We start from the raw sequence: 24,161 nt of genomic DNA, 5'->3' as shown, positions 1-24,161 counted from the left end.
GAGCACCCCTGCCTGTTTTGCGTGAAATGAACAGCGTTGATTTGTTTGATTTTTATGAGAATGATTATCGGGAAAACACATCGGTATTATAAGGGAATTTGTTGGGGGGAGCAACATGTGGAAAATTCCAGGTGGGATATATCTATTTCTTTAATTAAAATGGTTCAGGTCATTGAGAGCTTGGGCAACGAAAAAGGGGGAGAATGCCCCCCCTCTTTTTCATCTAACGCTTGATCTGTATAGCCTACGTTGCAATGTAAAAACGGTGTTACGCGGATTTCATAAATTACCTTAGAAAATCTATTTCTTTCAACATTTGTTTTAACTTCTTCATTTTCCATATACCACTCATGCATTTTCGATCCGAAATTCATATTGCCCAAATTGATCTCTGAGCTTCTCTTCGTACGGCAGCCACTCCGAATCACTCCAGATCGGTATCCCTGTGAGTTGCGACAGCTTGTCTGCGGCCTGTTCCGGACTTGTCAGCTTGATGAACGAATCAAAATCCTCCACACGCATCCCCAACGCTTCTCGCATGTAGTCATCATGAAGACGCTCTTCTTTCAGCCCGTACTCGTCCCGCGTCCACGGTTCACAAAAGATTTTTTCCGCTTGAATCTCTCCGTTCTCGTAAAACGACAACTCGAATATTTCCTCATTGATGTATCCGGCGGTCATTACTGGTTCCTCGATCAGCTGGGACAGCGCTTTGCCGATCTTCTTCACCGTGCCCCAGACAAAATAATCGTGGAGCACGCTGATCCAGTTGTCGTTGCTTTTGCTTATGTGCATGACAACTTTGGGCTTTTGCGCCTCCGTGTCTGGCTGGTTACTTTTCCATTCGCCGACAGAGCGCTCTGAAACATCCGCGGCCTCGTCTTGCGTAGATGAATAACCTAATACCTCGGCGCGCTCTTCGCTTAGCTTTTTTAGCGCTTCGACAGTCTTCTCAAAACTTCCCGACTTGATATGCAAATTTGCGAACGATCTGCCCACAGGTTTGCCTCCTCGCACTTTTTTGCCATTGCAGTACATTGCTGCTACATGCTCATCGCCTAAAAGCAGACTCTCGGCTGTCTGATATTTCCATTATTAAGGAACATTCGTGCTGAGTCTACCTTCACCTGAATGTTGGAAATGAATTTGGCAAAGGTTTGTTGTTCATACTTGTTTCGTGCAACCCACCCGGTCAGGAACTTCGACATCATCAATAGGCGTTGCCGACTCATTTACCAGGCTAGGCCATATTCCACATCCCATGCAAAAAAGAGTCCCCCCGTTTGCACCAGGAAAACTCTCTCTACATCTTTATATCGCTGGGCTTTTCCTATTGCAGGTCGCCAGCATGAATGCTCGATTGTCCTTTCACCGACATCGCTTTTCCTAAACAAACCAAGTCTGTTCGTTACACGAAAAGCGAAAAGCAACTGCATGTACTAATCAATGTATGACTTTAAAAATCCCTCAAGCCGCGCCTTGACGGCTGGCCACTCCCTGTCGAGTATGCTGTAGTAAATCGTGTCTCTTACATACCCGTCAGGCAAAATCATATGGTTTCGCAAAACGCCCTCTTTGACTGCGCCAAGCCGCTCAATTGCTTTTTGGGACCTGCCATTCCGACTGTCCGTTTTCAGTTGAACCCGAATGGCTCCCGCCGTTTCAAAGCAATATTTTAACAGCAAGTATTTGGCTTCCGTATTGATGGAAGTCCTCCACATCGCAGGAGTCAGCCAGGTCGAGCCGATCTCCAGGCTTTTGTTTGGAATAGAGATATCGTAAAATCTGGTGCTGCCTACTGCCTTTTGCGTCTTTTGTTCGACGATAACAAACGGAAAGGCATTCTTTTGTTCCAAAGCTTTCGAGACATACTCTTTTGCGTCTTCCAGTGACTGGATTCGCCCTTGTGTCAGCCCCCATATATCCGGGAACCGACCCGCCTCATACAAATCCTCGGCATGCCTCAGTTCCAGAGGAGCCAGCGTTACATTGACACCAGTTAGCACCAGTGGGGTTGTCATATTCATCCCAAATCTCATCCTTTCAGAGCTTTTTTGCTGAACAGACTCAACCAATACCGATCACAGAGCCAGCCTCCATCTGATGTATGTATTAGTACCAAGATTTTATATAGAGCTACTAGGTTTTAGTGGCATGAGCGTGCTGTTTTCTGCTCATCATCATATCACATCATGGAAAAAAGTGGACAAAATTTGACAGCGCGAACAAACTTCGATCTCGTGCAAAAGCTCACTCTATTTTCACACAGTTACCAATTCCTATAATTTACAAAGAAAATGCATAGTGTTAAAATTCAAAAGGATAAAAAAGGAAAATGCAGGGAAACCAGGTTAGAAGGTGGAACGAGATGGACGAAAGTGTAGGCACTCTTCAATTTACTACCATCGGTGATATCATAAAAAAGCATAGGGAACAGGCTAGTCTCAGTATCACACAGCTATCAAACCTCTCGGGGGTACACAAGGGCGTCATTTCCAAAATCGAATTGGGAGATACCAAACGACCAGAGTTGAGAACAATCAAAGCGATTTCACATGTGTTGGAAATCCCTTATCAAAAAATTGTTGCGCACTATATTGACGTCGAGAAACGAGTAGAAACCTTAAAGGAACTGCTTTTGGAGGCCGTACAATTCGCGAACGAGCCATTAGTCTCAAAAGTTGCCGTAAAGCTTCTTGAATCTCCCCAAGAAGATACATATAACGCAATAGAACAGCTATATCTTCTGACGAAAAACTTGACAGAAACAGCTTTTCAATTGTTGCTATACAAGATCATCGCTCAATACGCAAGAGAGCGTGGCGTGCCTCCATACGTTGCAAAAAGCCTGCTGCAAATATATTTGATCGAGCGACTTGATTTAAAACAAATGGAGGATTCATTCAAAGCTGGCGAGGAAATTCTGTATTACGTGGACTTCCTGTCTCAAGAAGAAAAAATCATCTATTATTTCAGAATGGGGCTTCAAGCTTTTGCCATCAAGAAGTACAAGCAGTGTATTGAACTTTGCGAAGCAGGTCTGGCTTTGGAGACGACTGAAACAGAACTAAAAGCCAGGGCCTATTTGGCAATGATCAACTCATACTATTTCTTGGACAATTTTGACGCAGTAGAAAAGCATTTAGATGTCTTTGAAAAGTTTCGATATGATTTTGTTACAGACGCAACCAAGACGACCCGTGGTATTGTTAAAGCAAGACTAAAAAAATACGATACAGCCATTCCGCTACTTCGACGTTGCTTGGATGAGGTTAGCAAGGATATAAAGATTCACGTTGTAACCGAACTGCTTGATGTTTATTTTCAAACAGAAGACATGGACTCCATAGCAGAACTGCTCGCACGGGAGGAAGAGTTTTTGCCTGATTCTCCGCAAACACCCTATAAACATGTCTCGATTGGAATCTATCATCAACACAAAGGGAATTACATGGTGAGAATGGGGCAGCTTGACGCCGGGATGAACAGCTACGTTACCAGTTTGCAAGCATATGGAACAGTTAATGCCGAAGAAGAAATTGTCAAATGTATGGCAGATATTTTTTCCTATTTCTCCAACAATTCCAAGTCTATGGATTTACATTTTGTAGATATGATTCACCAAGTATATAATAATTATATTGGTAAAAACCGTAAATAAAAGGAGGCTAGTAACATGAAAAAAGCAATTGCTATGATATTCTTATCTTTAACTCTGTTTGTTTCTGCCCACTATCTGCCTGGTGACCAAGTGAACTCCCCGTCAAACACGGTAGTTCAACGAGTAGTTGACCCTGGCTATTAATCTAGAAGTAAAAAATCGCTTCAACTAAGAACGCTCAATGAGCGTTCTTTTTGCTTTTCATGTAAATTCAAGTCGAAATATGTAGAACTTCTCAAGGCTTTTATTTTTATTAACATGCATGCGACAGCCTTTACAATAAGGACATTCAGATTGCAAATATGCCAAAGGAGTGAGCGTGCAAAAGACTAGCTAACTGGACAACGGTTTCTTTGCTATGACATTTCTTGCAAAGGTTTTCAACCAATTAGAATAAAAACCCAATATTTTGCTAGGAAGGGTATCGTTTTGGAAAAGGAAAAACTTGAACTGATTATAGAACAATTGCGACAACAATTATGCCAGATAGTAAAAGAAAAAGGTTTATCCGATGCTTCCGTGGTTGAGCTAAGCCAAAAACTCGACATTTATATCGTTCAATATCAACTTAAACACGGAGAAGAAAAAAATGGCGAGTTCTGAATCGGGAACACGATTATGTGGAGTAATGAACGAACTCAGCGTATATATTCATAGAGCCAGCCCTCATCAGATGTACATATTGCAGTACCAAGGTGTTACGTATGAAGATTTTTTTCTGAATATTCATTCCCTGTTGAGACTGGCTTTATGATGAAGCGCAAAACGCATCATGAATTATAGGGTTACAGAAAGACGTTTCCTACTCCGAAACACCCTCCACATTCTCCCTCATCAACGACCAGTAAATCATTTCTCCGTCTCTAGCTGTCTCTTGAAAATTCAATTTTTCCAAAATCCTCGCAGAGTCAGCATTATGTATAAGGCATCTGGCTGTGATCGCTTTCACCTCTGCTTGTGAAAATGCCCACTTTACCAACCCTTTCGCTGCCTCCACTCCAAAGCCTTGCTTCCGCTCCTGCCTAATAATGCCATAGCCGATATCGACTTCTCCCAGCTCATTCGGTCTTCCTTTAAAACCCGCATCTCCAATAATCGTGTTTCCGTCTTTTTTCACGATCATCCAGGATTCGAACCCTGTTGGTTCCCCGACAAGCTCCAGATTTTTAATGATCTTTGGCAACGTTTCGATGGCATCCTCATCCGGCCAGCCGTCGCCCAGGCGATAGCCGTCCACTAAAAGCTCATCAAAGTTTCCCCGCAAGATCGACTCCGCGCTGCTTTTCGTAAACGGTGTTAAAACAAGTCTTTCCGTCGTGATTCGTTTGTCTTTCATCTGGTGTTTAGCTCCTTTTTTCACTTTTGGCGCTTATCATAAAAATGATCGTCCGCTCATCATCATAGCACGCCATGGAAAATAGTCGATTAACGGAGTCTTAATTTTCAAAATCGGACCGACTGAAAACGTGAACACCCTTCTCCCGATTCCCCTTTTCCCCCTGCACAAAAAAAAGAGTCTCCCTGCCCCCCCTCCAGGAAAACTCTCCGCTCCCTACCTTGTCACCCCGCTCAACAACAGCCGATGCAACCCGCTGATCAGACACACCCCCGCCGTGACAAAAAAGGCGATGAAGTACGAGTGATGCCAGTTGCCCAAAAGACCTGCCACCACGGGACTGAGGACAGCCCCGACCGACAACACGGCAGAGTAAATGCTGAACACGCTGCCGTACATTTCGCGCGGAGTGTGGATCGTCAAGGTCGTGGCAAAAGCCGGGAACAGCATTCCGAAGCATGCGCCGAGGCAGAACATCATCACCTGAATCGGAATCGCCAGACCCATCGCCAGCATGTACATCAAGAGACTGAGGATGCCAAGCCCCGCAAATGACCGCGTTTCGATCGCTACCTTGTGCAGCCAAAACTGGCTGAGGATCGCGAGCGCTCCCAATCCTTTCAGGCTGAACAAAATTCCCGTAACGGCTGGCGACATCCCTTGCTTTTGCACGAGCAGCGGCACTTCGTAAATGATCGTCCCTTGCGCGTAGATGATGGCAAACCCGCCGAGAAAAGCCGGATACAGCATCCGATTTTCCATGATCGCGAGCAGGCTCTGTTTGCCTGATATGTTCGGCTTGGAGGGCGCCACCTGGTCGCTGCCGCTGTCCACTACTCTGGAAGGAAGGACGAGCCAGGAAAAAACGCCTGCCACGATCATGATGTAACCCAAAATGACGAACGACTGGCCGTAGCCGAATTGTACCGCAAAAAAGCTCCCGACCGCTGGCGAGACGATCCCGGCTGTCGTGAGCACAAGTCCTTTTTTGCCCATGATTTCGCCCTGTTCCAGCGCGGTTTTGCCTGTCTCCCCCAGCATGGCGGAACAGGCGGGCGAGACGAACGCCATGACGAAGCCAAGCATCAGGCGAAACGAAAAAAATGCCCCGGCATGCGTCACGAGTCCTTGTCCAATCAGCATTACCCCTGCCAGGATCAGGCCTCCGGCAATAAACCATTTCTTCGGAAAACGGTCGAGAAAAGGGCCTGCGATGAGATTGCCGCTCAGATTGCTGATGGCATAACCGCCCAGCACGAAGCCGATCATCGCGGCGGATACGCCCAATATATTCAAGTACGGCGCCAGCAGCGGCGTTTGCGCGTGCATGTCAAAGGCAACGAGAAACAACACGACCAACAGCAGAACCCTCAAAGCATTCCCATCCTCTCATCCCGCCAGTCTTTGTCCCAGTATATGAGGGGAGTCGTCCAAGTAGGATAGGAAAAGCTTTCTGAATTGCCAAAAACAAGCAGCTTTTCTCGCTTGCATCCTGTATGATGGAAAAAAATGAAAAGGCTGGTGAGTCAAGCTATGATCGTTTTGCAAACAGAGCGTCTTGTTCTGCGGCGCGCGCACGCGGAAGACGATGCGGCCTTTATTTTCGGGCTTTTGAACGAGCCATCCTGGTTGCAGTACATCGGTGATCGCGGCGTCCGCACGTTGGCAGATGCGCAGCAGTACATCGTCAACAGCTTGCAGGCAAGCTACGAAAGCTACGGCTTTGGCTTGTTTGTCGTCGCAGAAAAAGCAACAGGCACTCCGGTAGGCTTGTGTGGCCTCATAAAAAGAGATTTTCTGGAGGATGTCGATATCGGCTATGCTCTCTGTCCTCCCTATTGGGGAAAAGGGTACGCCTTCGAAGCGGCCTACGCTGTTTTGGACTACGGGCGCGAGGCGTTCGGGCTGAAACGGATCGTCGCGATCACGGACAAGGCGAATGATGCATCCGGCAAATTGCTGGAGAAGCTGGGCTTGCGCTGGGAAGGCTACGTTCGCAAGCAGCCCGATCAGGAAGAGCTGAAGTTCTTCTCCATTGATTTCCCCTCCTAAGACTTTAGGGCAGCAAGTCTCTAGCAAACCCGTCTTTAAGCGAGCAAATCTTTCAGTCAAGCGCGCTGGAACACGAAAAACAGGACCCCGCAATTCCTGCGAAGTCCTGTTCTACTCTCCTGCCACTTACGATTGAACAGCTTTCAACCCGAGCGAGCTTTCATGGAATTTGATGGACGAATGCTTATCCATCGCTACCCGAAGCTGGTACTCGCTTTCGAACAGCATGACCGGACGTCCGTAGCGGTCTGTCACGGTTTTGTTCTTCACGGCATCGAGCGCCGCTTTGTCGCCTTCCAGCCAGCGGGCAATCTGATACGGCATTCTCGTCAGCATAATATCGACGCCATACTCCGCTTTGAGTCGGTATTCCAGCACCTCAAACTGCAAGACGCCGACTACGCCGAGAATCAGTTCTTCCATTGGATAGGTGCGGAACAATTGTACCGTCCCTTCCTCTGTCAGCTGCATGATGCCTTTTTGGAACTGCTTGTGCTTCATCGCGTCTTTCACCATGACTTTGGAGAAAAACTCAGGCGAGAAGTGCGGCATTTCCTCGTACTCGAACGACTGGCCGACACAGAGCGTGTCTCCGATCTGGAAAATGCCCGGATCGAACAAGCCGATGACATCGCCTGCGAACGACTCCTCGACGATCTCGCGGTCTTGCGCCATGAACTGCACAGGCTGTGCCAGCTTGATGTCTTTGCCCAGACGCACGTGCTTCACGGCCATGCCGCGCTCGAACTTTCCGGAGCAAATGCGCAAGAAAGCGATACGGTCGCGGTGAGCCGGGTTCATGTTGGCCTGGATTTTGAAAATAAAGCCGGAGAACGGATTGGTGTACGGATCGATCATGCCGGCATTGCTCTTTTTCGCGGAAGGCGCTGGCGCCATTTGCAGGAAGTTGTCCAGGAAAGTCTGCACGCCGAAGTTGTTGATCGCGCTTCCGAAGAACACAGGTGTCAGCTGTCCTTGGGCAATCAGTTCCGGATCGAACTCATCCCCTGCTACGTCGAGCAGAGAAATTTCGTCTTGCAGTTGCTGCCACAGCTCCTGACCGACGCGGTCGCCGATCAGCGGGTCTTCGGCTCCCTCTACCGGGAAAAACGAGATATCTTCATGTTGGGTGTTGGTCTGATACAGCTCGACGCGGGATTTCATGCGGTCGTACACTCCGCTGAAGTAGCTTCCCATGCCGATCGGCCAGTTCATCGGGTACGAACGGATGCCCAGTACGCGCTCGATTTCTTCCAACAGCTCAAACGGGTCTTTCCCGTGACGGTCCAGCTTGTTGACGAATGTAAAAATCGGAATGCCGCGCATCCGACAGACCTTGAACAGCTTGATCGTCTGCGCCTCCACCCCTTTTGCCACGTCGATGATCATGACAGCAGCGTCGGCAGCAGTCAGGGTGCGGTACGTGTCTTCACTGAAGTCCTGGTGACCAGGAGTGTCCAAAATATTGATGTGGTGCCCGTTGTATTCGAAGTCCATCGCACTGGACGTAACGGAGATTCCGCGCTTTTTCTCGATCTCCATCCAGTCGGAGGTAGCGTGCTTGGAGTTTTTCCGGCCTTTGACCACCCCTGCTTCGCGAATGGCTCCGCCGTAGTAAAGCAGCTTTTCCGTCATCGTCGTTTTACCCGCATCCGGGTGGGAGATGATGGCAAAGGTGCGTCGTTTTGCTATCTCATTTTCCCATTGGGGATTGGTTTGACTCATCAATCATTCTCCTGTCATCGCGAATAAGTAGCCAGATTGTTTTCCTATACGATTATACCGACAAATGCGTGCTGCATCCACCTAGTAATTTTTCTTCAAACCGTTATAATATTTAGTAGTAAAAATTTTTTGACTGCATGATGTACATACTTGACCAATTAACGTTTTCATACTTACACAGGAGGGACTCCATGACGACCAATCTGGAAACACGCGCGGCTGATTTTCGCGCCTATGTGAAAAAAATGACCAGCTACAACCAGGCACTCGCAGTTCTGCAATGGGACAAAGCAACGCAAGCGCCACGCAAAGGGATGGATGCCCGCTCCGAGATTATCGGCGTGCTCGCTGGCGAACAGTTCAAGCTGGCGACATCCAAAGAAATGGAAGCGTTTTTAACCGAGCTCGGCGAACCGTCCGCACTGGAAGCGCTCGATGAGATCACGCGTCACAGCGTGCTCGAATGCAAAAAAGAATTTGACCGCAACAAGCAGATTCCGGCTGAAAAATACCAGGAATTTGTCGTTTTGACCTCCCAGGCGGAAACGGTATGGGAAGAAGCCCGCGCCAACAACGACTTCTCGATGTTCCAGCCGTACCTGGAAAAAATCGTGAACTTCCAGCTGGAGTTTATCGAATATTGGGGACACGACGGCAAAAACAAGTACAACACCTTGCTCGACCTGTACGAGCCGGGCATGACAGTCGATCAGCTCGATCCGATCTTCGCTACCCTGCGCGAGAAAACCGTCAAGCTGGTCAAAGCAATCGCGGAATCGCCGAACAAGCCGGACACCGCTTTCTTGAACAAAAACTTCCCGATTGCCGAGCAGGAGGCGTTCAGCCGCTTCATTTTGGAAAAAATCGGCTACGACTTCAAGGCGGGCCGCATGGACAAGAGCGCCCATCCGTTCTGCACCACCTTCAATCCGGGCGACGTGCGCATTACGACTCGCTACGACGAAAACGACTTCAACTCGGCGCTGTTCAGCTGCATCCACGAAGCGGGGCATGCCATGTACGAACAAAACATCAATCCTGAGCTTTTGTTCACGCCGCTCTGCGACGGTACTTCGATGGGCATTCACGAGTCCCAGTCCCGCTTCTGGGAAAACATGATCGGACGCAGCCTGCCGTTCTGGAACCACTTTTTCGCTGATTTGCAAAAAGCATTCCCGGCCCAATTCGAAGGCGTATCCGTGGAAGACTTGTACCGGGCGATCAACTCTGTCACTCCGTCCTTCATCCGTACAGAGGCTGACGAGCTGACATATAACCTGCACGTCATGATTCGCTATGAGATCGAAAAAGGCTTGATCAACCAAACGATCCAGGTTGCCGATCTGCCGAAAATCTGGAACGAAAAAATGCAGGAATACTTGGGCGTGGAACCGCCTACCGACACACTCGGCGTTCTCCAGGACGTGCACTGGTCCGGCGGCAGCTTCGGCTACTTCCCGACTTACTCGCTCGGCAACGTGTACGCGGCCCAATTCGCCCACGTCATGAAGCAGGAAATCAGCGGCTTCGAAGACTTGCTGGCAAACGGCGACTTCGCTCCGATCCGCGCTTGGTTGAAAGAAAAAATTCACCAGCACGGAAAAATGAAAAGCCCGCGTGAACTCGTGCAAGCGATCACGGGCGAAGGCACCAACGCGACCTACCTGATGGAATACTTGGAGAAAAAATATACCGACATCTACAAGCTGTAATGTGTAGATGGTTGTACCCACAGCGTTCCCAATCCGGGAGCGCTTTTTTCACGGATCGCTTGAAATCGCTTCCTTTTTGTTCACCTTCTATCCACGATTTCTTCACGCCTTATTCACACCTGCCCAGCCACAAACTCACAAAAGAGGAGTATGATAAGCGTGTAAAACATTTCCACCAAGTGAGGGGTAATCCTTATGATTCAACAATTGTCGCGCTGGTTGTGGGGCAAAGAAGAACACGAAGCCGTTCCTTTCGAGACAAAAAAATACGTCCGCAATGAAATGGAACAATTCATCACGAATGAGCCGGAGCACATGCTGCCGTACGCTCAGCTGTAAGATCGAACCTAATCACACTTTTACCGATAAGCTGCCAGCGTTTGGCAGCTTTTTTTGCCTGTTTCTGTAAGCGCTCTCCTCTGTGCTACAATCAAATCAAGGAAAACAATCGGAGGGATCATCTTGGTGGAATTTACGGAAAAATGGCTGCCTACTTACATCCGCCGCGATTTGACAGTGTTGTTTTGCGGCATCAATCCCGGGCGCGTATCGGCCACAGCCGGATTCCACTACGCGAACCCGGCGAATTTGTTTTGGCGCGGCTTGTTCGAGGGCGGGCTTACCGCAAGACAACTGCTGCCGGAAGAAACCTCGCTGCTGTTGGATTACAACTACGGCATTACCGATCTCGTCACGCGCCCTACCCGCTCCTCTTCTGATCTCACGCGCGAAGATTTTGACACAGGCGCAGAGCAGTTCGTGCACATGATCCAAACGTACCGCCCGCGCGTCATCTGCTTTAACGGAATTACGGCTTTTCGCCATGCAACAGGCCAGAAAAAAGCCGCTGTCGCGCTGGGTCTGCAACCAGAGAAGGCATTCGCTACCAATGATTGGGCAGGCAGCTACTTGTTCGTCATCCCGTCCACGAGTGGAGCCAACGCCTCATTCACACGCGCGGAACGCATCGCCAAATTCGCCGAGCTGAGCGACTTTTTGCGCCAAAAAGACTGGCATCCGCTTCCCTTGCCGCCCAACTGAAGCGCCATGAGTGTCATCCGCTTGGGCCGCCGCGTATGATAATCGTACGTTTCTTTTGCAAGGGAGGCGCAAAACGGATGGACGACCTCATCGGCAAAATCGAGCAAAAGTACGCGCTGAAAGTATTGCAGCAGGAAACACTTCGCGAGACGCCCAAGTCGCTCGTCGTCTTTCTCGATACCTCGATCGGCAAGTTTATCGGCAAAATTTCGTACTTACCGAAAGAACGCCAGCACTTCATTTTGAACGCCGAAGCGCATTTGCGCAAAAAAGGCATTCTCATCCCCGGCATCCAGCGCACGAAAAGCAACCAGCGCTCGATTGTGTACAAAGACAACTTGTTTGTGCTGCACCAATGGTTTTCCTGGCCGAAAATCGCCTACAGCTCACCGAAAAAGCTGGAACAGGTCGGAGCCGCACTAGGGCGCTTCCATCTGCAATCGCTCGGTTTTACTTCCAAGCATGGCGAGCTGTACAACGGGGCGAAAAAATGGTCGGAGGAATACAAGGCGGACCTGGCTGCACTGGAAAAATGGGAGCAGCGCCACATGAGCAAAAAGAATCCGAAATCGACGACGATTGTGGAATACTTGCCTTATTTTCGCCAGGCAGGGCTTGCGGCGCGAGAACAGTTGAAATCATCCGCCTACTTTTCCAGCTGGAAAAAGCTTGCCCTGCGCAAGCATTTCCTCTGCCACGGAGATTTCAACAACGGCAATTTGCTCACGCGCAACCAGCAAATCGCGATTATCGACTGGGAAGACGTCCGCTACGATTTTCCTTCCAAAGACATCAGTCGCGTCCTCTCGCTCGCCATGCGCAAGGCAGGAAGCTGGAACGAGCCGTTGTTTACGTCTTTGTTGCGGGCCTACTTGCAGGAAAATCCGCTGTCTGCCGAGCAGCTGCATTTGCTGTTTGTCGATCTGACCTTCCCACATATCATGGAACGGTTTTTGCGCATGAAGCAGTATGAGGAGATGGAAGTGGCCGAGATTCAGAAGTTTTGCACGCGTGAGGCGATCAAGACCGCCTATATGCTGGATGAACTAAAAGCCCTCGCGTAAAGACGAAAGGCAGCTGCCTGTCTTGCGCGAGGGCCTATTGGGCTTTTTTCCTGTTTGGGCTGGTCTGGTCTTCTACGGTTGCGCCGTTTTGACCAGGGCGCTTTGCTGCCGCACGTACGCAATCAGGTCAGCAGCCATATCGTAATAGTTGAAAGGCGTAATCAGGTAAATCCCGTTGAAATAGCGGACAGCCGTGTCGAGCAGTTCTTTGGCGATGGCGATGCCTTCCTGCCTGGCCGCTGGTCCCTGCACTTTTTTCATCCGTTCCAAGGCTTCCGCCGAAAGCTTGATGCCAGGCACTTCATTGTGCAGGAACTCGGCATTTCTTGAACTGGTCAGCGGCATGATGCCGATAAAAACCGGGATGCCGATGTGCTTGGTCGCCTCGTGTACAAGGCGAATCGATTCGACGTCATACACAGGTTGGGTCATGATGTAATCAGCCCCTGCCTCGACTTTCTTTTCCAGCCGGGCGACAGCCGCTGCCATGTTGCGCACGTTCGGGTTGAAGGCTGCGCCCACGATGAACTGGGCTTTTTGCTTGAGCGGTCGTCCCGAGAACGAGACGCCTTCGTTCAACTGCTTCACCATGCGGATCAAATCGAACGAAGTGACATCAAACACCGAGCTTGCCCCCGGCAAATCGCCGAAGCGGGACGGGTCGCCCGTGATGACGAGAATTTGGTCGATGCCAAGCGCGTGCAGCCCCATCAGATGGGATTGCTGCCCGATCAAGTTGCGGTCACGGCAGGCAATATGCAAAAGCGGATCGATCCCGTGTCTCGTTTTCATCAGCGCTCCGAGCGCCATGTTGCTCATCCGCACCGTCGCAAGCGAATTGTCTGCCAGCGTGATCGCGTCTGCCCCTGCTTTGTGCAGCTCGCAGCAGCCGTCCAGAAACTGTTCGGCGTCGAGATCGCGCGGCGGATCAAATTCGACGATGATCGTTGTAGCTGTTTTCACCCGTTCCACGATGCTTGGCTTCTCGCGCTCGTGAATGCTTTGTACCGTTATGTGCGGACGCTCCGCCAACGCAATCGTTGGATTCACGCGTGCTTGCGGCTTTTGCCCTGCGAGCGCATCTGCTATCGCCTTCACGTGTGCAGGGGTCGTTCCGCAGCAGCCGCCGATCAGGCGCACTCCCTGGTCGCGCAGGCGCAGGGCGCTTTCGGCAAAATAGTCGGGAGACGACTTGAAGGCGTACTCCCCGTCCGTCATTCCCAGCCGTCCCGCATTGGGGAACGCTGACAGAAGCGAATCATCCGGGAAGATTGTGCTTTCAAAAGAGCGCAAAATTTCAGCCGGACCCAAGCGGCAGTTCAAACCGATGACGTCTGCTCCTGCCTGTTTCAGTTGCGGAAAAGCATCCGTCAGCGAGTAGCCGTCGCGCGTGCGTCCGACTTCCAATGTCGCCAGTTGCGCAATGACGGGCACATCTGTCAGCGGACGAATGACCTCGATGGCGAGCAGCAGTTCCTCCAGATCGAGGAACGTCTCCAAAATCAGCGCGTCTACGCCTGCGTGCAACAGCGCGATCGCCTGTTCCTCGTACTGGTCCCGATACTCATCCAGTACCTTTTTCTTCACCCGTCCAGCCAAAATCGAGCCGATGCTGCCTGCCACGTACGCATCGTCCTTGGCGGCTTCGCGGGCAATCGCCACGGCAAGGCGGTTGATCCGCGCCACTTTGTGCTCCAAACCGTAGCGGCTGAGCGCATCCCGGTTCGCGGAAAATGTATTCGTCTCCAAAAGGCGCGCTCCTGCCTGATAGTACGACGCATGAACTTCGTGCACCACGCGCGGATTGGACAAACACAACTCTTCAAAGCTGACGCCAACCGGGGCGCCCAGCGCATGCAGCTGGGTCGCCATGGCTCCGTCTCCGACCAGCAGGTGCTCCTGCAAATACTCCCGTAAGTCTTGCTTGCTCGTCGTCAACTCAATCCCTTCTCTCCCATTTTCATTAGACGATCTATACTTCAAACACCGACGGACCTGCGTTAAAGTAACGCGCTTCCGGGTGGGCAAATACCATCGCGGATACAGAAGCTTCCGGCTCCATCATGAAGCCTTCTGTCAACTGGATGCCGATGTCTTCCGGCCGCAACAGGCGGAACAGCTGCGCCTGGTCTTCCAAGTTCGGGCAAGCCGGATAGCCGAACGACACGCGAATGCCTCGATAGCGGGCACCGAAGCGCTCCAGCATGGTCATTTCCGCCGGATCAGGAATCCCCCATACATCGCGCATTACGTGGTGAATCCGCTCCGCAAAAGCTTCCGCCAGCTCCAGAGCCAATGCTTGCAAAACGTGCGAGCGCAAGTAGTCGCCGCGTTCCTTCAGTTCAGTCGAGCGCTCGCGAATGCCGCCGCCTGCTGTCACCGTCAAAAATCCGACGTAATCCATCTCCTTGCTCTCGACCGGACGCAAGAAATCGGACAGGCACAGATGCGGCTCTTCCGGCTGACGCGGGAACGAGAAGCGTTCCAGCACTTTGCTGTGGTCGTTTGGATCGTAGACGATAATATCGTTGCCGTCCGCTTGCGCCGGGAAAAACTGATAGGCACCGTGCGCCTTGATCGTTCCGTGCTGCTTCGCTTCATTCAACAGCTCCTCGACTATCCCGTACAGTTCCAACGCCTTTTCGTCGCCCGCTTCCAGCAATTTTTCCACGTTTCCACGCACACCGAGATGCTTGCCGAGCAGCATGCGCAAATTCAGGTACGGTTGCAAATGGCTGATCGGGTACTGGCGCAGCACGTGTCGCTCGCAGTCAGGCGGCAGCTGAATCGGAACGGTTCTGCTAATCGCCGAACGGGCTGGCAGCGGAGCTTTTTTCTCTTGTACCACCACGGGTTGCGCCGTTGCCGCCGCTTCAGCGAGTTCTTGCTGCTCAGCGACCAGACGCTCCCGCTCGTTCGGGTTTTGCAAACGGTTGACGAGGTCGAGTCCGTCCATCGCATCCTTGGCGTACAACACGATTCCGTGGTATTCCGGCGCGATCCGGTTGGAAGTGAATTTGCGCGTCAAAGCCGCACCTCCGACCATCATCGGCACATCGATTCCCGCTGCTTTCAAGTCTTGCGCGGTAATGACCATTTGCTGGGCCGATTTGACCAAAAGACCGGACAACCCGATCGCATCCGGCTTCTCTTCCCGGCAAGCGGCAATCAGTTGCTCAGGCGGCACCTTGATCCCCAGATTCACGACGTTGTAGCCGTTGTTTGCCAAAATGATTTCCACCAGATTTTTGCCGATGTCGTGCACGTCGCCTTTGACTGTCGCCAGCAAAATCTTGCCTTTGGCCGCCGCATCGCTCTTTTCCATAAACGGCTCCAAAAACGAGACAGACGCTTTCATGACTTCCGCGCTTTGCAGCACTTCCGCTACGATCAGCTGGTTTCCGTTAAACAGGCGGCCGACCTCTTCCATTCCTGACATCAACGGGCCGTTAATAATTTCAAGCGGCGCATACTTTTCCAGAGCCAGCTTCAAATCGTCAGTCAAGCCATCCTTGGAGCCTTCGATGACATATCGGGCGAGGCGCTCTTCCAAAGTCAGCGTGGAAGCTTCCACCCGCACTTCTTTTTTCTTCTGGCGGTAAAATTCGGTGAATGCAGCCAGTGTTTCGTCGTTTGTCTCGAACAGCAGCGCTTCCGCCAGCTTGCGCTCATCCTCGGGAATCGACGCGTAGCGCTCCAGCTTTTCTGTATTGACGATGGCAAAATCGAGTCCGGCAACCGTCGTGTGGTACAAAAACACGGCGTTGAGCACTTCGCGGCCCGCTGCTGGCAGCCCGAAAGACACGTTGCTGACCCCGAGAATCGTTTTGCACAGCGGCATCGCTTCTTTAATGAGGCGAATCCCCTCAACCGTCTCCTTGGCGGAACCGATGTACTGCTCATCCCCTGTACCGACCGGGAACACCAGCGGGTCGAAAATGATGTCTTGCGGGGCAATTCCGTACTGGTTGACCAAAATATCGTACGAGCGCTTCGCCACTTCCAGCTTCTTCTCGCGCGTGACAGCCATGCCCGCTTCCTCGATCGTTCCGACGACTACAGCCGCTCCGAACTTTTTGATCAGCGGCGCTACTTCTTCAAAGCGCTCCAGACCATCTTCCAGGTTGATCGAGTTGAGAATCGCTTTTCCCTGGGAATAGCGCAGGCCCAGCTCCATTACTTTTGCATCCGTCGAGTCGATCATCAGCGGAGCCTTGACCTTTTTCACGACGAATTGCAGGAATTTTTCCATATCGGCGTATTCATCCCGATCCGGGTCAGCCAAACAAATATCGATGACGTGAGCGCCGCGTTTTACTTGTGCCCGGGCGATATCTGACGCTTCCTCGTATTGGCCTGCGGCGATCAAGTCGCGGAATTTTTTCGAACCGATGACGTTTGTGCGCTCCCCTACCAACAGCGGGCGACTGTCATCTTCCACGTACACGACTTCGATGCCGGATACCGCGCTGACAGCCTGATCGACAGCCTGACGTGGCTTGCAGTCTTTCAATGCTTCTGCCATCGCCCTGATATGGTCGGGCGTCGTTCCGCAGCAGCCGCCCGCCACGTTCAGCCAGCCTTGTTCTGCAAAAGCGCGCATTTTCGTCGCAAGCCCTTGCGGCGTCTCATGGTAATGTCCGTTTTCATCCGGCAAGCCCGCATTGGGGTAACAGCTCACTCCGCATTGAGCCAGTCCGGACAGCGTGCGCAGATGGTCGCGCATGAACTCGGGGCCAGTCGCACAGTTCAGCCCAACGGACACGGGCTTCAAATGCTCAAGCGAGATATAAAACGCCTCGATGTTTTGACCGGCAAGAGTGGTGCCCATCGGTTCAATCGTCCCGGACAGCATGACGGGCAACTCCACATCCAGCTCTGCGAACGCTTTGCGGATGCCGATTCCCCCCGCCTTGACGTTCAGCGTATCCTGCGATGTTTCCAGCAGCAGCACGTCGGCTCCGCCAATGATCAGTCCTTTTGCCTGACGATAGTAGGACTCCACCAGCTCCTCGAAGGTGACGCCACCTGTCAAAGCGAGCGTTTTCGTCGTCGGTCCCATTGCCCCTGCCACGTATCGCGGCCACTCGGTTGTGCTATAGGCATCTACGGCTTCCTTCGCCAGACGGGCCGCAGCGATGTTTAACTCCAGATCCTTGTCGGCGACATCGTACTCGGCCAACACGACGGAGGTGGCTCCGAATGTATTCGTCTCGACGATGTCCGCTCCCGCCTCCAAATATTTTTCGTGGATGGATCGAATGACGTCTGGTCGCGTCAAGTTCAAAAGCTCGTTGCAACCATCGTAGGCTTCGCCGCCAAAATCATCGGCGGTCAAGTTCGCCTGTTGCAGCATCGTGCCCATCGCACCGTCCAGAATCAGAATTTTCCGGGAAAGCTGTTCGCGAAAAGTGGGTTTCATTGACGTACTCCTTTTCTCCCTTGCGGCGTTTATTCTCGGCAGTTTTTTTGCACAAAAAAATCCTCTTCTTTGAAAGAAGAGGATTTGTCCGCGGATACAATTGCGCCTGAACCATCCTCTCATCTTTCAAAGCCGTAGCTTTGCTGGAATTGGCACCGGATTTTAACCGGTTGCCGAGGCTTCATCAGGCCAGTCCCTCTGCCTCTCTTGATAAGAGTTGTACCATGGTATTCATTTTTGACTTTCAGGTTTCATGTTTGACAGTATCTTAACACCGCGTCCTGTCTACGTCAATTGAGAATTTGTCTATTATTTACTGCTTTTCTCCCCGACTGCGCCCATTTTTGTGCTTACCGGGCATCCGCCCACGCCAATCTGTGCGATCGTGTATAGACTGTAGCATAACGGAAAGGAGGGGGAACAAACGTGAGTACATCTTACTGCGGAAATGGCATCTTTGGAGACTGCTTCGCACTGGTGCTCGTACTGTTTATCCTGCTGGTCATTGTTGGGTGTTCGTGTGACGACTGCTAGGTAAATGACAAGAAGAGGCTATCCCCCCGCCTTCCAGCTGGCTTGCGGGATAGCCTCTTTTTCTTGTCCTTACGGCTCGATTACAGCCTCGCCGCTTTTGGCATCGATGGTAATGAAACTGCTTGCCAGCTCTTCCTCGCTCCACGGAATGTACGCGAGTCTCGGACGATCCAGCCAATCGTTTTCCTGATCTTTTAACAGGTAAACAAGCCTGAGTGGCATGACGCGCAAAAACGACTCGGCAGCCTTTTGTTTGGAAACGACCTCGGCTGACGAAGGAAGCTCTATCAACTTGTGAGTCTCTCGCCAATTCCGGAAGCTGTTTACCTTCCCGGTCGAAGGGTCTACCGACACCTCGTAAGCGGCATCTGGCCCCTTGTCCAACACCGGAATCCCATCCTTGCTCATGACATAGCGGAATACCCAGTTGCCTGACGAAACCGGATTGGCTGCGCCAGGTTCCATCACTTGTGCAAGCTGCACTTCTTTTACGCCCGGATCGGCGTATTTGGCCAAAAAGAACACGGCTGCCTGCTCGGCCTGTTCGCGCTTCACGGTCACTTGCGTATTTGTGCGGGGAACGCGCAACCCAACTACCTGGCTCGTCTTCGCGTCGATCGTCACTTCATGCCAGCGGTCTTTGCTATCTGCCCAGTTGAATGATTTGTTCTTTTGGTGATCATCTACGGATTCCCGATAGGACATGCCTTCGACGTTGACGCCAAATTCCGTTTGCAAAAGCGCCTTCGCCTCTTCCTTCGTACGCACGATGACAGGCTGTTCGTGTGTCTCGAACGCATCTGCCTGCGGCTGCTCCCGCTGCAGCTGATCGTAGGCAAAGCCGTTGTTTCCCGTACCGTAGTTGATCTTGCCGCTATGCGCATCAATGTACCAATCAAGGAAAACCGGCCTTCCTTGTTGGAAAAAGGAAACCGCTGCCCTGTATTCCAGTGTCGGCTGTTTCAGCGCCTTCCCTTCGGACATGTGCTGCACGTATACAAGCTTCATATTTGCGGCCAGCTCGTTTTCGGCGGCGCTTTTCGCCACAGCTTCCGCAGCATCCGGGAACGAAGACGGGGAATACGCTCTCGTCGGTTTGCTGAACATCAGAAGACGTCCGGAGCTGCCCAGTTCAATATCCAGCACATCTTCCATGACAGGTAACCCGTTATGATAACGCATGAATTTTTCCGCGCTATTCGATTCCACATGGCGATAGTTCGCGCTGTCAGCTCCAAGCAATCGGCCGAGAAGCTGCTTCGCTTGCTTTAACGCCTCTGCTTCATTTGGCTTTTGCGCTACTTCGTTGCGGTCCCGCTGAATCCGGTACAGATCGATGTCTTGCCCGTTGCCGATTTCGCTCACCATCGCTGTCTGGCCTTCGTCGTTCACTTTACCCAAAACCAGCGCCCAACCATCTCGAGTCAGCTGTTTGTTGTAGACAACCGGGGACGGATTCAGTTCAGGCACGGAGGCGGCGAATTTGGCAAACAGCTTCTGCTCCTGCTCGTTCAACCTGCCGAAAAAGGCGACGCGCTCCTTTTTGTCCACCTGGACAGTCAAGACATCGTACGGGACAGGCTTGCCGTTTTCCAACCGCTGATAGCTGACGTTCATCCACGTTCCGTTGCGCCAATCCTCATCCGCATAAACTTCTGTCGCCTGATGCGCGTAAGCCTTCGCTTCTTCACCGAGCGCGGTCTGCAAAAATGCTTGCGCGACTTTCTCTGCTTGCGCGGGCGCAATCGTTGTTTTCTCGCCGTCATTGCTCGCGTCCAGCAAGTAGCTTTCGATCCGCCCCGTCCGGGTGTCATACGCGACTTGTCCGATTGCCCTGTCCTTTTGCAGCAAGGTCACAAGCGCAACCCCATCCAGCGTCTCGCCTTTGCGCAGTGTGACACCGCCAAGCTCAGGGACTGCCTTTTGCAGCGGAGCCAGCGCTTGTTCCGGTGAAACGGCCTGCTCCGCGGTTTTGTCCGTTTGATGCGCCGCCGCTGCGCTCGTTCCATTTTTTTGCGGCGACATGGACGGCAGAAAGCCCTCTCGCACCCCTAGCACGGTCAATGCCAGGCAGGCCGCAAGCGATCCCGCCATGACCACGCGATTGCGATTTTTCTGCTTTTTCTTCCCGACCTCCATCCGAATCCTCTCTTCCATTTCCCGGGTAAACTTCACTTCCGAAGCTGCCGCTTTCCCTGCTTCGCGTACAGCTTCACGCAGCCCCTGATCTAGTTCCATTCCAATCCCTCCTTTTCACACAATGCCCGAAAATGTTTGCGCGCCCGATGCAGCTGCGTCCGTACCGCATCCTCGGAAATATCCAGCACTTGTGCTACTTCCTTAATTGACAAATCTTCATAGTAATGAAGTACCATGACCTTTCGATACAAAGGCGACAGCATCATGACTTTCTCGGCGATATGTACCTGGTCCAGTTGCTTAAAAACGGACGATTCCACGTTCCCTTCCGCCACTTGTTCCGGCACGGTTTCTTTCGGGGAGACAAACGTAGAAAAGATTTGCCGGAACGACCACGATCGCAAATACTTGCGCGATTCATTGATGGCAATCCGGTACAGCCATGTTTTCAAACTGCTCTCATGGCGAAACTGATCCAGCGACCGATAGGCTTTCAGGAACACTTCCTGTGTGATGTCTTCCGCGATTCCGCGATCTTTGACGATCATGTAGGCGAGCTGGACGATTTTGTCACCGTAGTCATTCATCAAAGTCGACAGTAGCGCGTCCTTGGTCGGCTGCAAAGACCGCTCTGCCGCGTTAGCCTTTGCACTGGCATTCAGATTGACATTCACTTTGCTTCACCTCCTCTTGCAAACGATATCCATTTGATCCAGCAGCCTGCTTTTTGTGACAGAAATCGCGATTTATTTTTCCTGGCCTCTGTTTTCAGCGGAAAAGACGACACCTGCGCGCACTGCGTTCGTTGTCAGAGCGGAACGCTTTTGCTATCATGAGGCTTACCTAACCCCCAGAAAGGAACGATTGACGATGAACACTTTGCTCGCTTGTGAAAAAGACGAGTTTTTGTCCTGTATAGAGACGGTAAAGGAACTGGAAACATCCGAGTTTGAAACATATTCCATCGTAAAGCATACCGAAACAGGTGAACACTATTTGCGCTACTTTTTGTCGCATATCAACCTGTCCGAAGGCGGCAGAAGGGACAATTACGATCACTTTTTGCCACTCGACTCCGACGACGTTCTCGGTCTGATGTTTGGCGATCAGGATTACCACTTCCCGGAAAACTGGCGCTCTTCCTACCTGCGCAGCGGCAACGACAATCGGCTGATCCCTTTTGATCCATCCGAGAATTACGATCTGGAAGAAGAAGCGGCTGCCGAGCTGGCCATGGTGGAAAAACTGGAGCAGTACAAGGCGCAATGGATGCATGCCGAAAACTTGACGGCGGAAGAAAGAGAAAAGCTGACGCAGGAGTATTTCGCGGCACTCGACAAGATTTTGAAAAAACCGGAAGAGTAAGTTGCACAAAAGCACCAAAAACGGCTATAATGCTAGGTAAACAAGCGAATCGTTGATGAGGACAGTACCCTTGGACTTACGGCTGTAGCGAATCGGGGATGGTGGAAGCCCGATGCCTGACCAAGTGCGGAAGCGCCCCTCGGAGATGCGGCCTGAACATCTGACGCTATAGATGTAAGCGTCTGGATTGTGTAGGGTTTTGCCGGGTCTGCCCGTTACAGCAGCGCAAAGCGGTTTTTGCCTCAACCAAATCATGCAGGCAAAAACAACAAGAGTGGCACCGCGGGAGCACAACCTCTCGTCTCTTTTTACAGGAGACGTAGAGGTTTTTTTATTTTTCAAGCGTTCCGTTCCAAAGCTTTTCCCATTTGAAAGGAGAATTACCATGAGTTACAAACATCAAGTGGCGGAAAAAATCGCCGCGGCCCTCACCGGACTCGGTGTGAACGATTTCTCGCAAGAAACGGTGTACAACATGCTGGAAACACCGCCAAACCCGGCTATGGGAGATATCGCTTTCCCATGTTTCCAATTGGCAAAAGCACTGCGCAAAGCTCCGCCGATGATCGCGACAGAGCTTGCGGAAAAAATAGAAGGTGCGCCGCTGCGCTCGGCACAAGCAGTCGGCCCTTACGTCAACTTGTTTCTCGATCAGCAAAACGTGGCGGAGCAAGTCATTGGCACCATCCTGGCACAAGGCAGCGCATACGGAAGCAGCGAAGCAGGCCAAGGCCGCAAAGTGCCGATCGACCTCTCCTCCCCTAACATCGCCAAGCCGTTTTCCATGGGCCACTTGCGTTCGACCGTCATCGGAAACGCGATTGCGAACATCATGGAAAAACGCGGCTACCAGCCTGTGCGCATCAACCACTTGGGTGACTGGGGCACACAGTTCGGCAAGCTGATCGTCGCCTATCGCCTGTGGGGTGACGAGGAGAAAGTCAAAGCGGAGCCGATCAAGGAGCTGCTCAGCCTGTACGTGCGTTTCCACGAAGAAGTTGAAAACGACTCTACCTTGGAAGACCAGGGCCGCGAATGGTTCAAAAAGCTGGAAGATGGCGACGCCGAGGCGCAGCATCTGTGGAAATGGTTCCGCGACGAATCGCTCAAGGAGTTCATGAAAATTTACGAGCTGATGAACGTCTCCTTTGACTCCACGCACGGGGAAGCTTTCTACAACGACAAAATGGATCGCGTCGTCACCCTGCTCGAAGAAAAAGGCTTGCTGACCGAATCGGACGGCGCCATGGTTGTCAGTCTCGATGAGTACAACATGCCGCCATGCCTGATCAAAAAGTCGGACGGCGCTACTTTGTACGCCACGCGCGATCTGGCAGCCGCCCTGTACCGTCATGAGACGTACGACTTCGCAAAAGCGCTCTACGTCGTAGGAAACGAGCAGCGCCTCCACTTCCAGCAGCTCTACAAAGTGTTGGAAAAAATGGGCTACGCCTGGTCCGCCGACATGCATCACATCCCGTTCGGCATGATGCTCAAAGACGGCAAGAAAATGTCCACGCGTAAAGGAAAAGTCGTCCTGCTCGAAGAAGTTTTGGCGCAGGCGATTGCCGATGTGCAAAAAGTGATTGAGGAGAAAAATCCTTCCCTCGCGAACAAGGACGAAGTTTCCCGCCAAGTCGGGGTTGGGGCCGTTATTTTCCACGACCTGAAAAACTACCGTCTGAACGACATCAACTTCTCCTGGGAAGAAATGCTCACCTTCGAAGGCGAGACAGGGCCGTACGTGCAATACACGCATGCGCGCGCTTGCTCGCTTCTGCGCAAAGGAGAGTACAAGCCGCAAACGGCTGCCAGCCTCGTACCAGATGCATTGGACAGCAAGGAAGCGTGGGCAGTCATCACTTTGCTGAACAGCTTCCCGGAAGTGATTGAACGGGCCAGCGACAATTTCGATCCGTCGCAAATCGGCAAGTACGTCATCGACCTTGCCCAATCGTTCAACAAGTTCTACGCCAACGTGCGCATTTTGGCCGAGGAAGAAGACGTCAAAGCGTCCCGCCTCCAGCTCGTAGCTGCGGTAGTCGCTGTCCTGAAAGAAGGATTGCGCCTGCTCGGACTGGCTGCTCCAGAGGAAATGTAACTGTCGCAA

At 51.7% G+C, this 24,161-nt stretch carries 21 protein-coding genes, 1 riboswitch and 1 other annotated feature; of the genes, 11 read left to right on the top strand and 10 right to left on the bottom strand.

The window, feature by feature from the left end; genetic code table 11:
* Positions 1-164: 164 nt before the first annotated feature.
* The 3 genes from EDM60_RS28795 to EDM60_RS21180 all read right to left on the bottom strand — a co-directional run bounded on the left by EDM60_RS28795 (position 165) and on the right by EDM60_RS21180 (position 2,027).
* Positions 165-341, bottom strand: coding sequence for a hypothetical protein (locus EDM60_RS28795; RefSeq protein WP_167470358.1), 177 nt, complete (start codon positions 339-341; stop codon positions 165-167).
* A gap of 7 nt (positions 342-348) precedes the next feature.
* Positions 349-999, bottom strand: coding sequence for a hypothetical protein (locus tag EDM60_RS21185; RefSeq protein WP_122965748.1), 651 nt, complete (start codon positions 997-999; stop codon positions 349-351).
* 440 nt (positions 1,000-1,439) lie between these two features.
* Positions 1,440-2,027 (bottom strand): GNAT family N-acetyltransferase, encoded by a 588-nt coding sequence (locus EDM60_RS21180; RefSeq protein WP_122965747.1) that lies wholly within the window; start codon positions 2,025-2,027, stop codon positions 1,440-1,442.
* Between the two features lie 341 nt (positions 2,028-2,368).
* On the opposite strand from EDM60_RS21180, the gene EDM60_RS21175 reads away from it, so the two are divergent.
* From EDM60_RS21175 to EDM60_RS21170, 3 genes are all read left to right on the top strand, one after another.
* Complete coding sequence (locus tag EDM60_RS21175) at positions 2,369-3,661, top strand: helix-turn-helix domain-containing protein (protein WP_122965892.1); 1,293 nt, start codon at positions 2,369-2,371, stop codon at positions 3,659-3,661.
* 15 nt (positions 3,662-3,676) lie between these two features.
* Positions 3,677-3,805, top strand: a complete 129-nt coding sequence (locus tag EDM60_RS29495; RefSeq protein WP_255679242.1) for a hypothetical protein — start codon at positions 3,677-3,679, stop codon at positions 3,803-3,805.
* Positions 3,806-4,090: 285 nt separating this feature from the next.
* Positions 4,091-4,264: an aspartyl-phosphate phosphatase Spo0E family protein gene (locus EDM60_RS21170; RefSeq protein WP_217365719.1), complete on the top strand. Its 174-nt coding sequence runs from the start codon at positions 4,091-4,093 to the stop codon at positions 4,262-4,264.
* A gap of 199 nt (positions 4,265-4,463) precedes the next feature.
* Here the strand turns inward: EDM60_RS21170 and EDM60_RS21165 are convergent, their stop codons facing one another.
* Together EDM60_RS21165 and EDM60_RS21160 are read right to left on the bottom strand one after the other, a co-directional pair.
* Complete coding sequence (locus EDM60_RS21165) at positions 4,464-4,997, bottom strand: GNAT family N-acetyltransferase (protein ID WP_122965745.1); 534 nt, start codon at positions 4,995-4,997, stop codon at positions 4,464-4,466.
* A 216-nt stretch (positions 4,998-5,213) separates the two neighbouring features.
* Positions 5,214-6,371 carry an MFS transporter gene (locus EDM60_RS21160; RefSeq protein ID WP_122965744.1) on the bottom strand — a complete coding sequence of 386 codons (1,158 nt, stop codon included), beginning with the start codon at positions 6,369-6,371 and terminating at the stop codon, positions 5,214-5,216.
* 159 nt (positions 6,372-6,530) lie between these two features.
* Between EDM60_RS21160 and EDM60_RS21155 the strand changes: the two genes are divergently transcribed.
* On the top strand, positions 6,531-7,049 hold the full coding sequence (locus tag EDM60_RS21155) for a GNAT family N-acetyltransferase (RefSeq protein WP_122965743.1): 519 nt from the start codon (positions 6,531-6,533) through the stop codon (positions 7,047-7,049).
* Between the two features lie 126 nt (positions 7,050-7,175).
* Here the strand turns inward: EDM60_RS21155 and EDM60_RS21150 are convergent, their stop codons facing one another.
* Entirely contained in the window at positions 7,176-8,774 is a 1,599-nt protein-coding gene (locus EDM60_RS21150) for a peptide chain release factor 3 (RefSeq protein ID WP_122965742.1), read from the bottom strand.
* Between the two features lie 191 nt (positions 8,775-8,965).
* On the opposite strand from EDM60_RS21150, the gene EDM60_RS21145 reads away from it, so the two are divergent.
* The 4 genes from EDM60_RS21145 to EDM60_RS21135 all read left to right on the top strand — a co-directional run bounded on the left by EDM60_RS21145 (position 8,966) and on the right by EDM60_RS21135 (position 12,591).
* Complete coding sequence (locus EDM60_RS21145) at positions 8,966-10,486, top strand: carboxypeptidase M32 (RefSeq protein WP_122965741.1); 1,521 nt, start codon at positions 8,966-8,968, stop codon at positions 10,484-10,486.
* A 195-nt stretch (positions 10,487-10,681) separates the two neighbouring features.
* Positions 10,682-10,825: a hypothetical protein gene (locus tag EDM60_RS28790; protein WP_167470357.1), complete on the top strand. Its 144-nt coding sequence runs from the start codon at positions 10,682-10,684 to the stop codon at positions 10,823-10,825.
* Between the two features lie 123 nt (positions 10,826-10,948).
* Positions 10,949-11,527 (top strand): mismatch-specific DNA-glycosylase, encoded by a 579-nt coding sequence (locus tag EDM60_RS21140; RefSeq protein ID WP_122965740.1) that lies wholly within the window; start codon positions 10,949-10,951, stop codon positions 11,525-11,527.
* 77 nt (positions 11,528-11,604) lie between these two features.
* Positions 11,605-12,591, top strand: a complete 987-nt coding sequence (locus EDM60_RS21135) for a phosphotransferase (protein ID WP_122965739.1) — start codon at positions 11,605-11,607, stop codon at positions 12,589-12,591.
* A 72-nt stretch (positions 12,592-12,663) separates the two neighbouring features.
* Here the strand turns inward: EDM60_RS21135 and EDM60_RS21130 are convergent, their stop codons facing one another.
* Positions 12,664-14,529 carry a bifunctional homocysteine S-methyltransferase/methylenetetrahydrofolate reductase gene (locus EDM60_RS21130; RefSeq protein ID WP_122965738.1) on the bottom strand — a complete coding sequence of 622 codons (1,866 nt, stop codon included), beginning with the start codon at positions 14,527-14,529 and terminating at the stop codon, positions 12,664-12,666.
* Positions 14,530-14,563: 34 nt separating this feature from the next.
* Positions 14,564-18,013: a methionine synthase gene (metH, locus tag EDM60_RS21125; protein WP_122965737.1), complete on the bottom strand. Its 3,450-nt coding sequence runs from the start codon at positions 18,011-18,013 to the stop codon at positions 14,564-14,566.
* Between the two features lie 116 nt (positions 18,014-18,129).
* Positions 18,130-18,230, bottom strand: a riboswitch (SAM riboswitch).
* A 209-nt stretch (positions 18,231-18,439) separates the two neighbouring features.
* Here metH and EDM60_RS21120 point away from each other — a divergent pair.
* Positions 18,440-18,547: a YjcZ family sporulation protein gene (locus tag EDM60_RS21120; RefSeq protein WP_083955646.1), complete on the top strand. Its 108-nt coding sequence runs from the start codon at positions 18,440-18,442 to the stop codon at positions 18,545-18,547.
* Positions 18,548-18,616: 69 nt separating this feature from the next.
* Here the strand turns inward: EDM60_RS21120 and EDM60_RS21115 are convergent, their stop codons facing one another.
* Positions 18,617-20,785, bottom strand: a complete 2,169-nt coding sequence (locus EDM60_RS21115; RefSeq protein ID WP_122965736.1) for a YcdB/YcdC domain-containing protein — start codon at positions 20,783-20,785, stop codon at positions 18,617-18,619.
* Complete coding sequence (locus EDM60_RS21110; protein WP_122965891.1) at positions 20,776-21,348, bottom strand: sigma-70 family RNA polymerase sigma factor; 573 nt, start codon at positions 21,346-21,348, stop codon at positions 20,776-20,778. Before EDM60_RS21110 ends, EDM60_RS21115 begins: the two co-directional genes overlap by 10 nt.
* A 208-nt stretch (positions 21,349-21,556) precedes the next feature.
* Here EDM60_RS21110 and EDM60_RS21105 point away from each other — a divergent pair, with 208 nt between their 5' ends.
* A complete protein-coding gene (locus EDM60_RS21105; protein ID WP_122965890.1) occupies positions 21,557-22,051 on the top strand; it encodes a hypothetical protein in 495 nt (164 codons plus the stop codon).
* 43 nt (positions 22,052-22,094) lie between these two features.
* Positions 22,095-22,360, top strand: a binding site (T-box leader).
* A gap of 76 nt (positions 22,361-22,436) precedes the next feature.
* Positions 22,437-24,152, top strand: coding sequence for an arginine--tRNA ligase (gene argS / locus EDM60_RS21095; RefSeq protein ID WP_122965735.1), 1,716 nt, complete (start codon positions 22,437-22,439; stop codon positions 24,150-24,152).
* Positions 24,153-24,161 lie beyond the last annotated feature (9 nt).

The sequence above is a fragment of the Brevibacillus parabrevis genome (genome assembly GCF_003710905.1).
Taxonomy (GTDB): domain Bacteria; phylum Bacillota; class Bacilli; order Brevibacillales; family Brevibacillaceae; genus Brevibacillus; species Brevibacillus parabrevis.
Note: the sequence above shows the minus strand (reverse complement) of the source record. Positions and strands in the feature narration are given on the sequence as shown.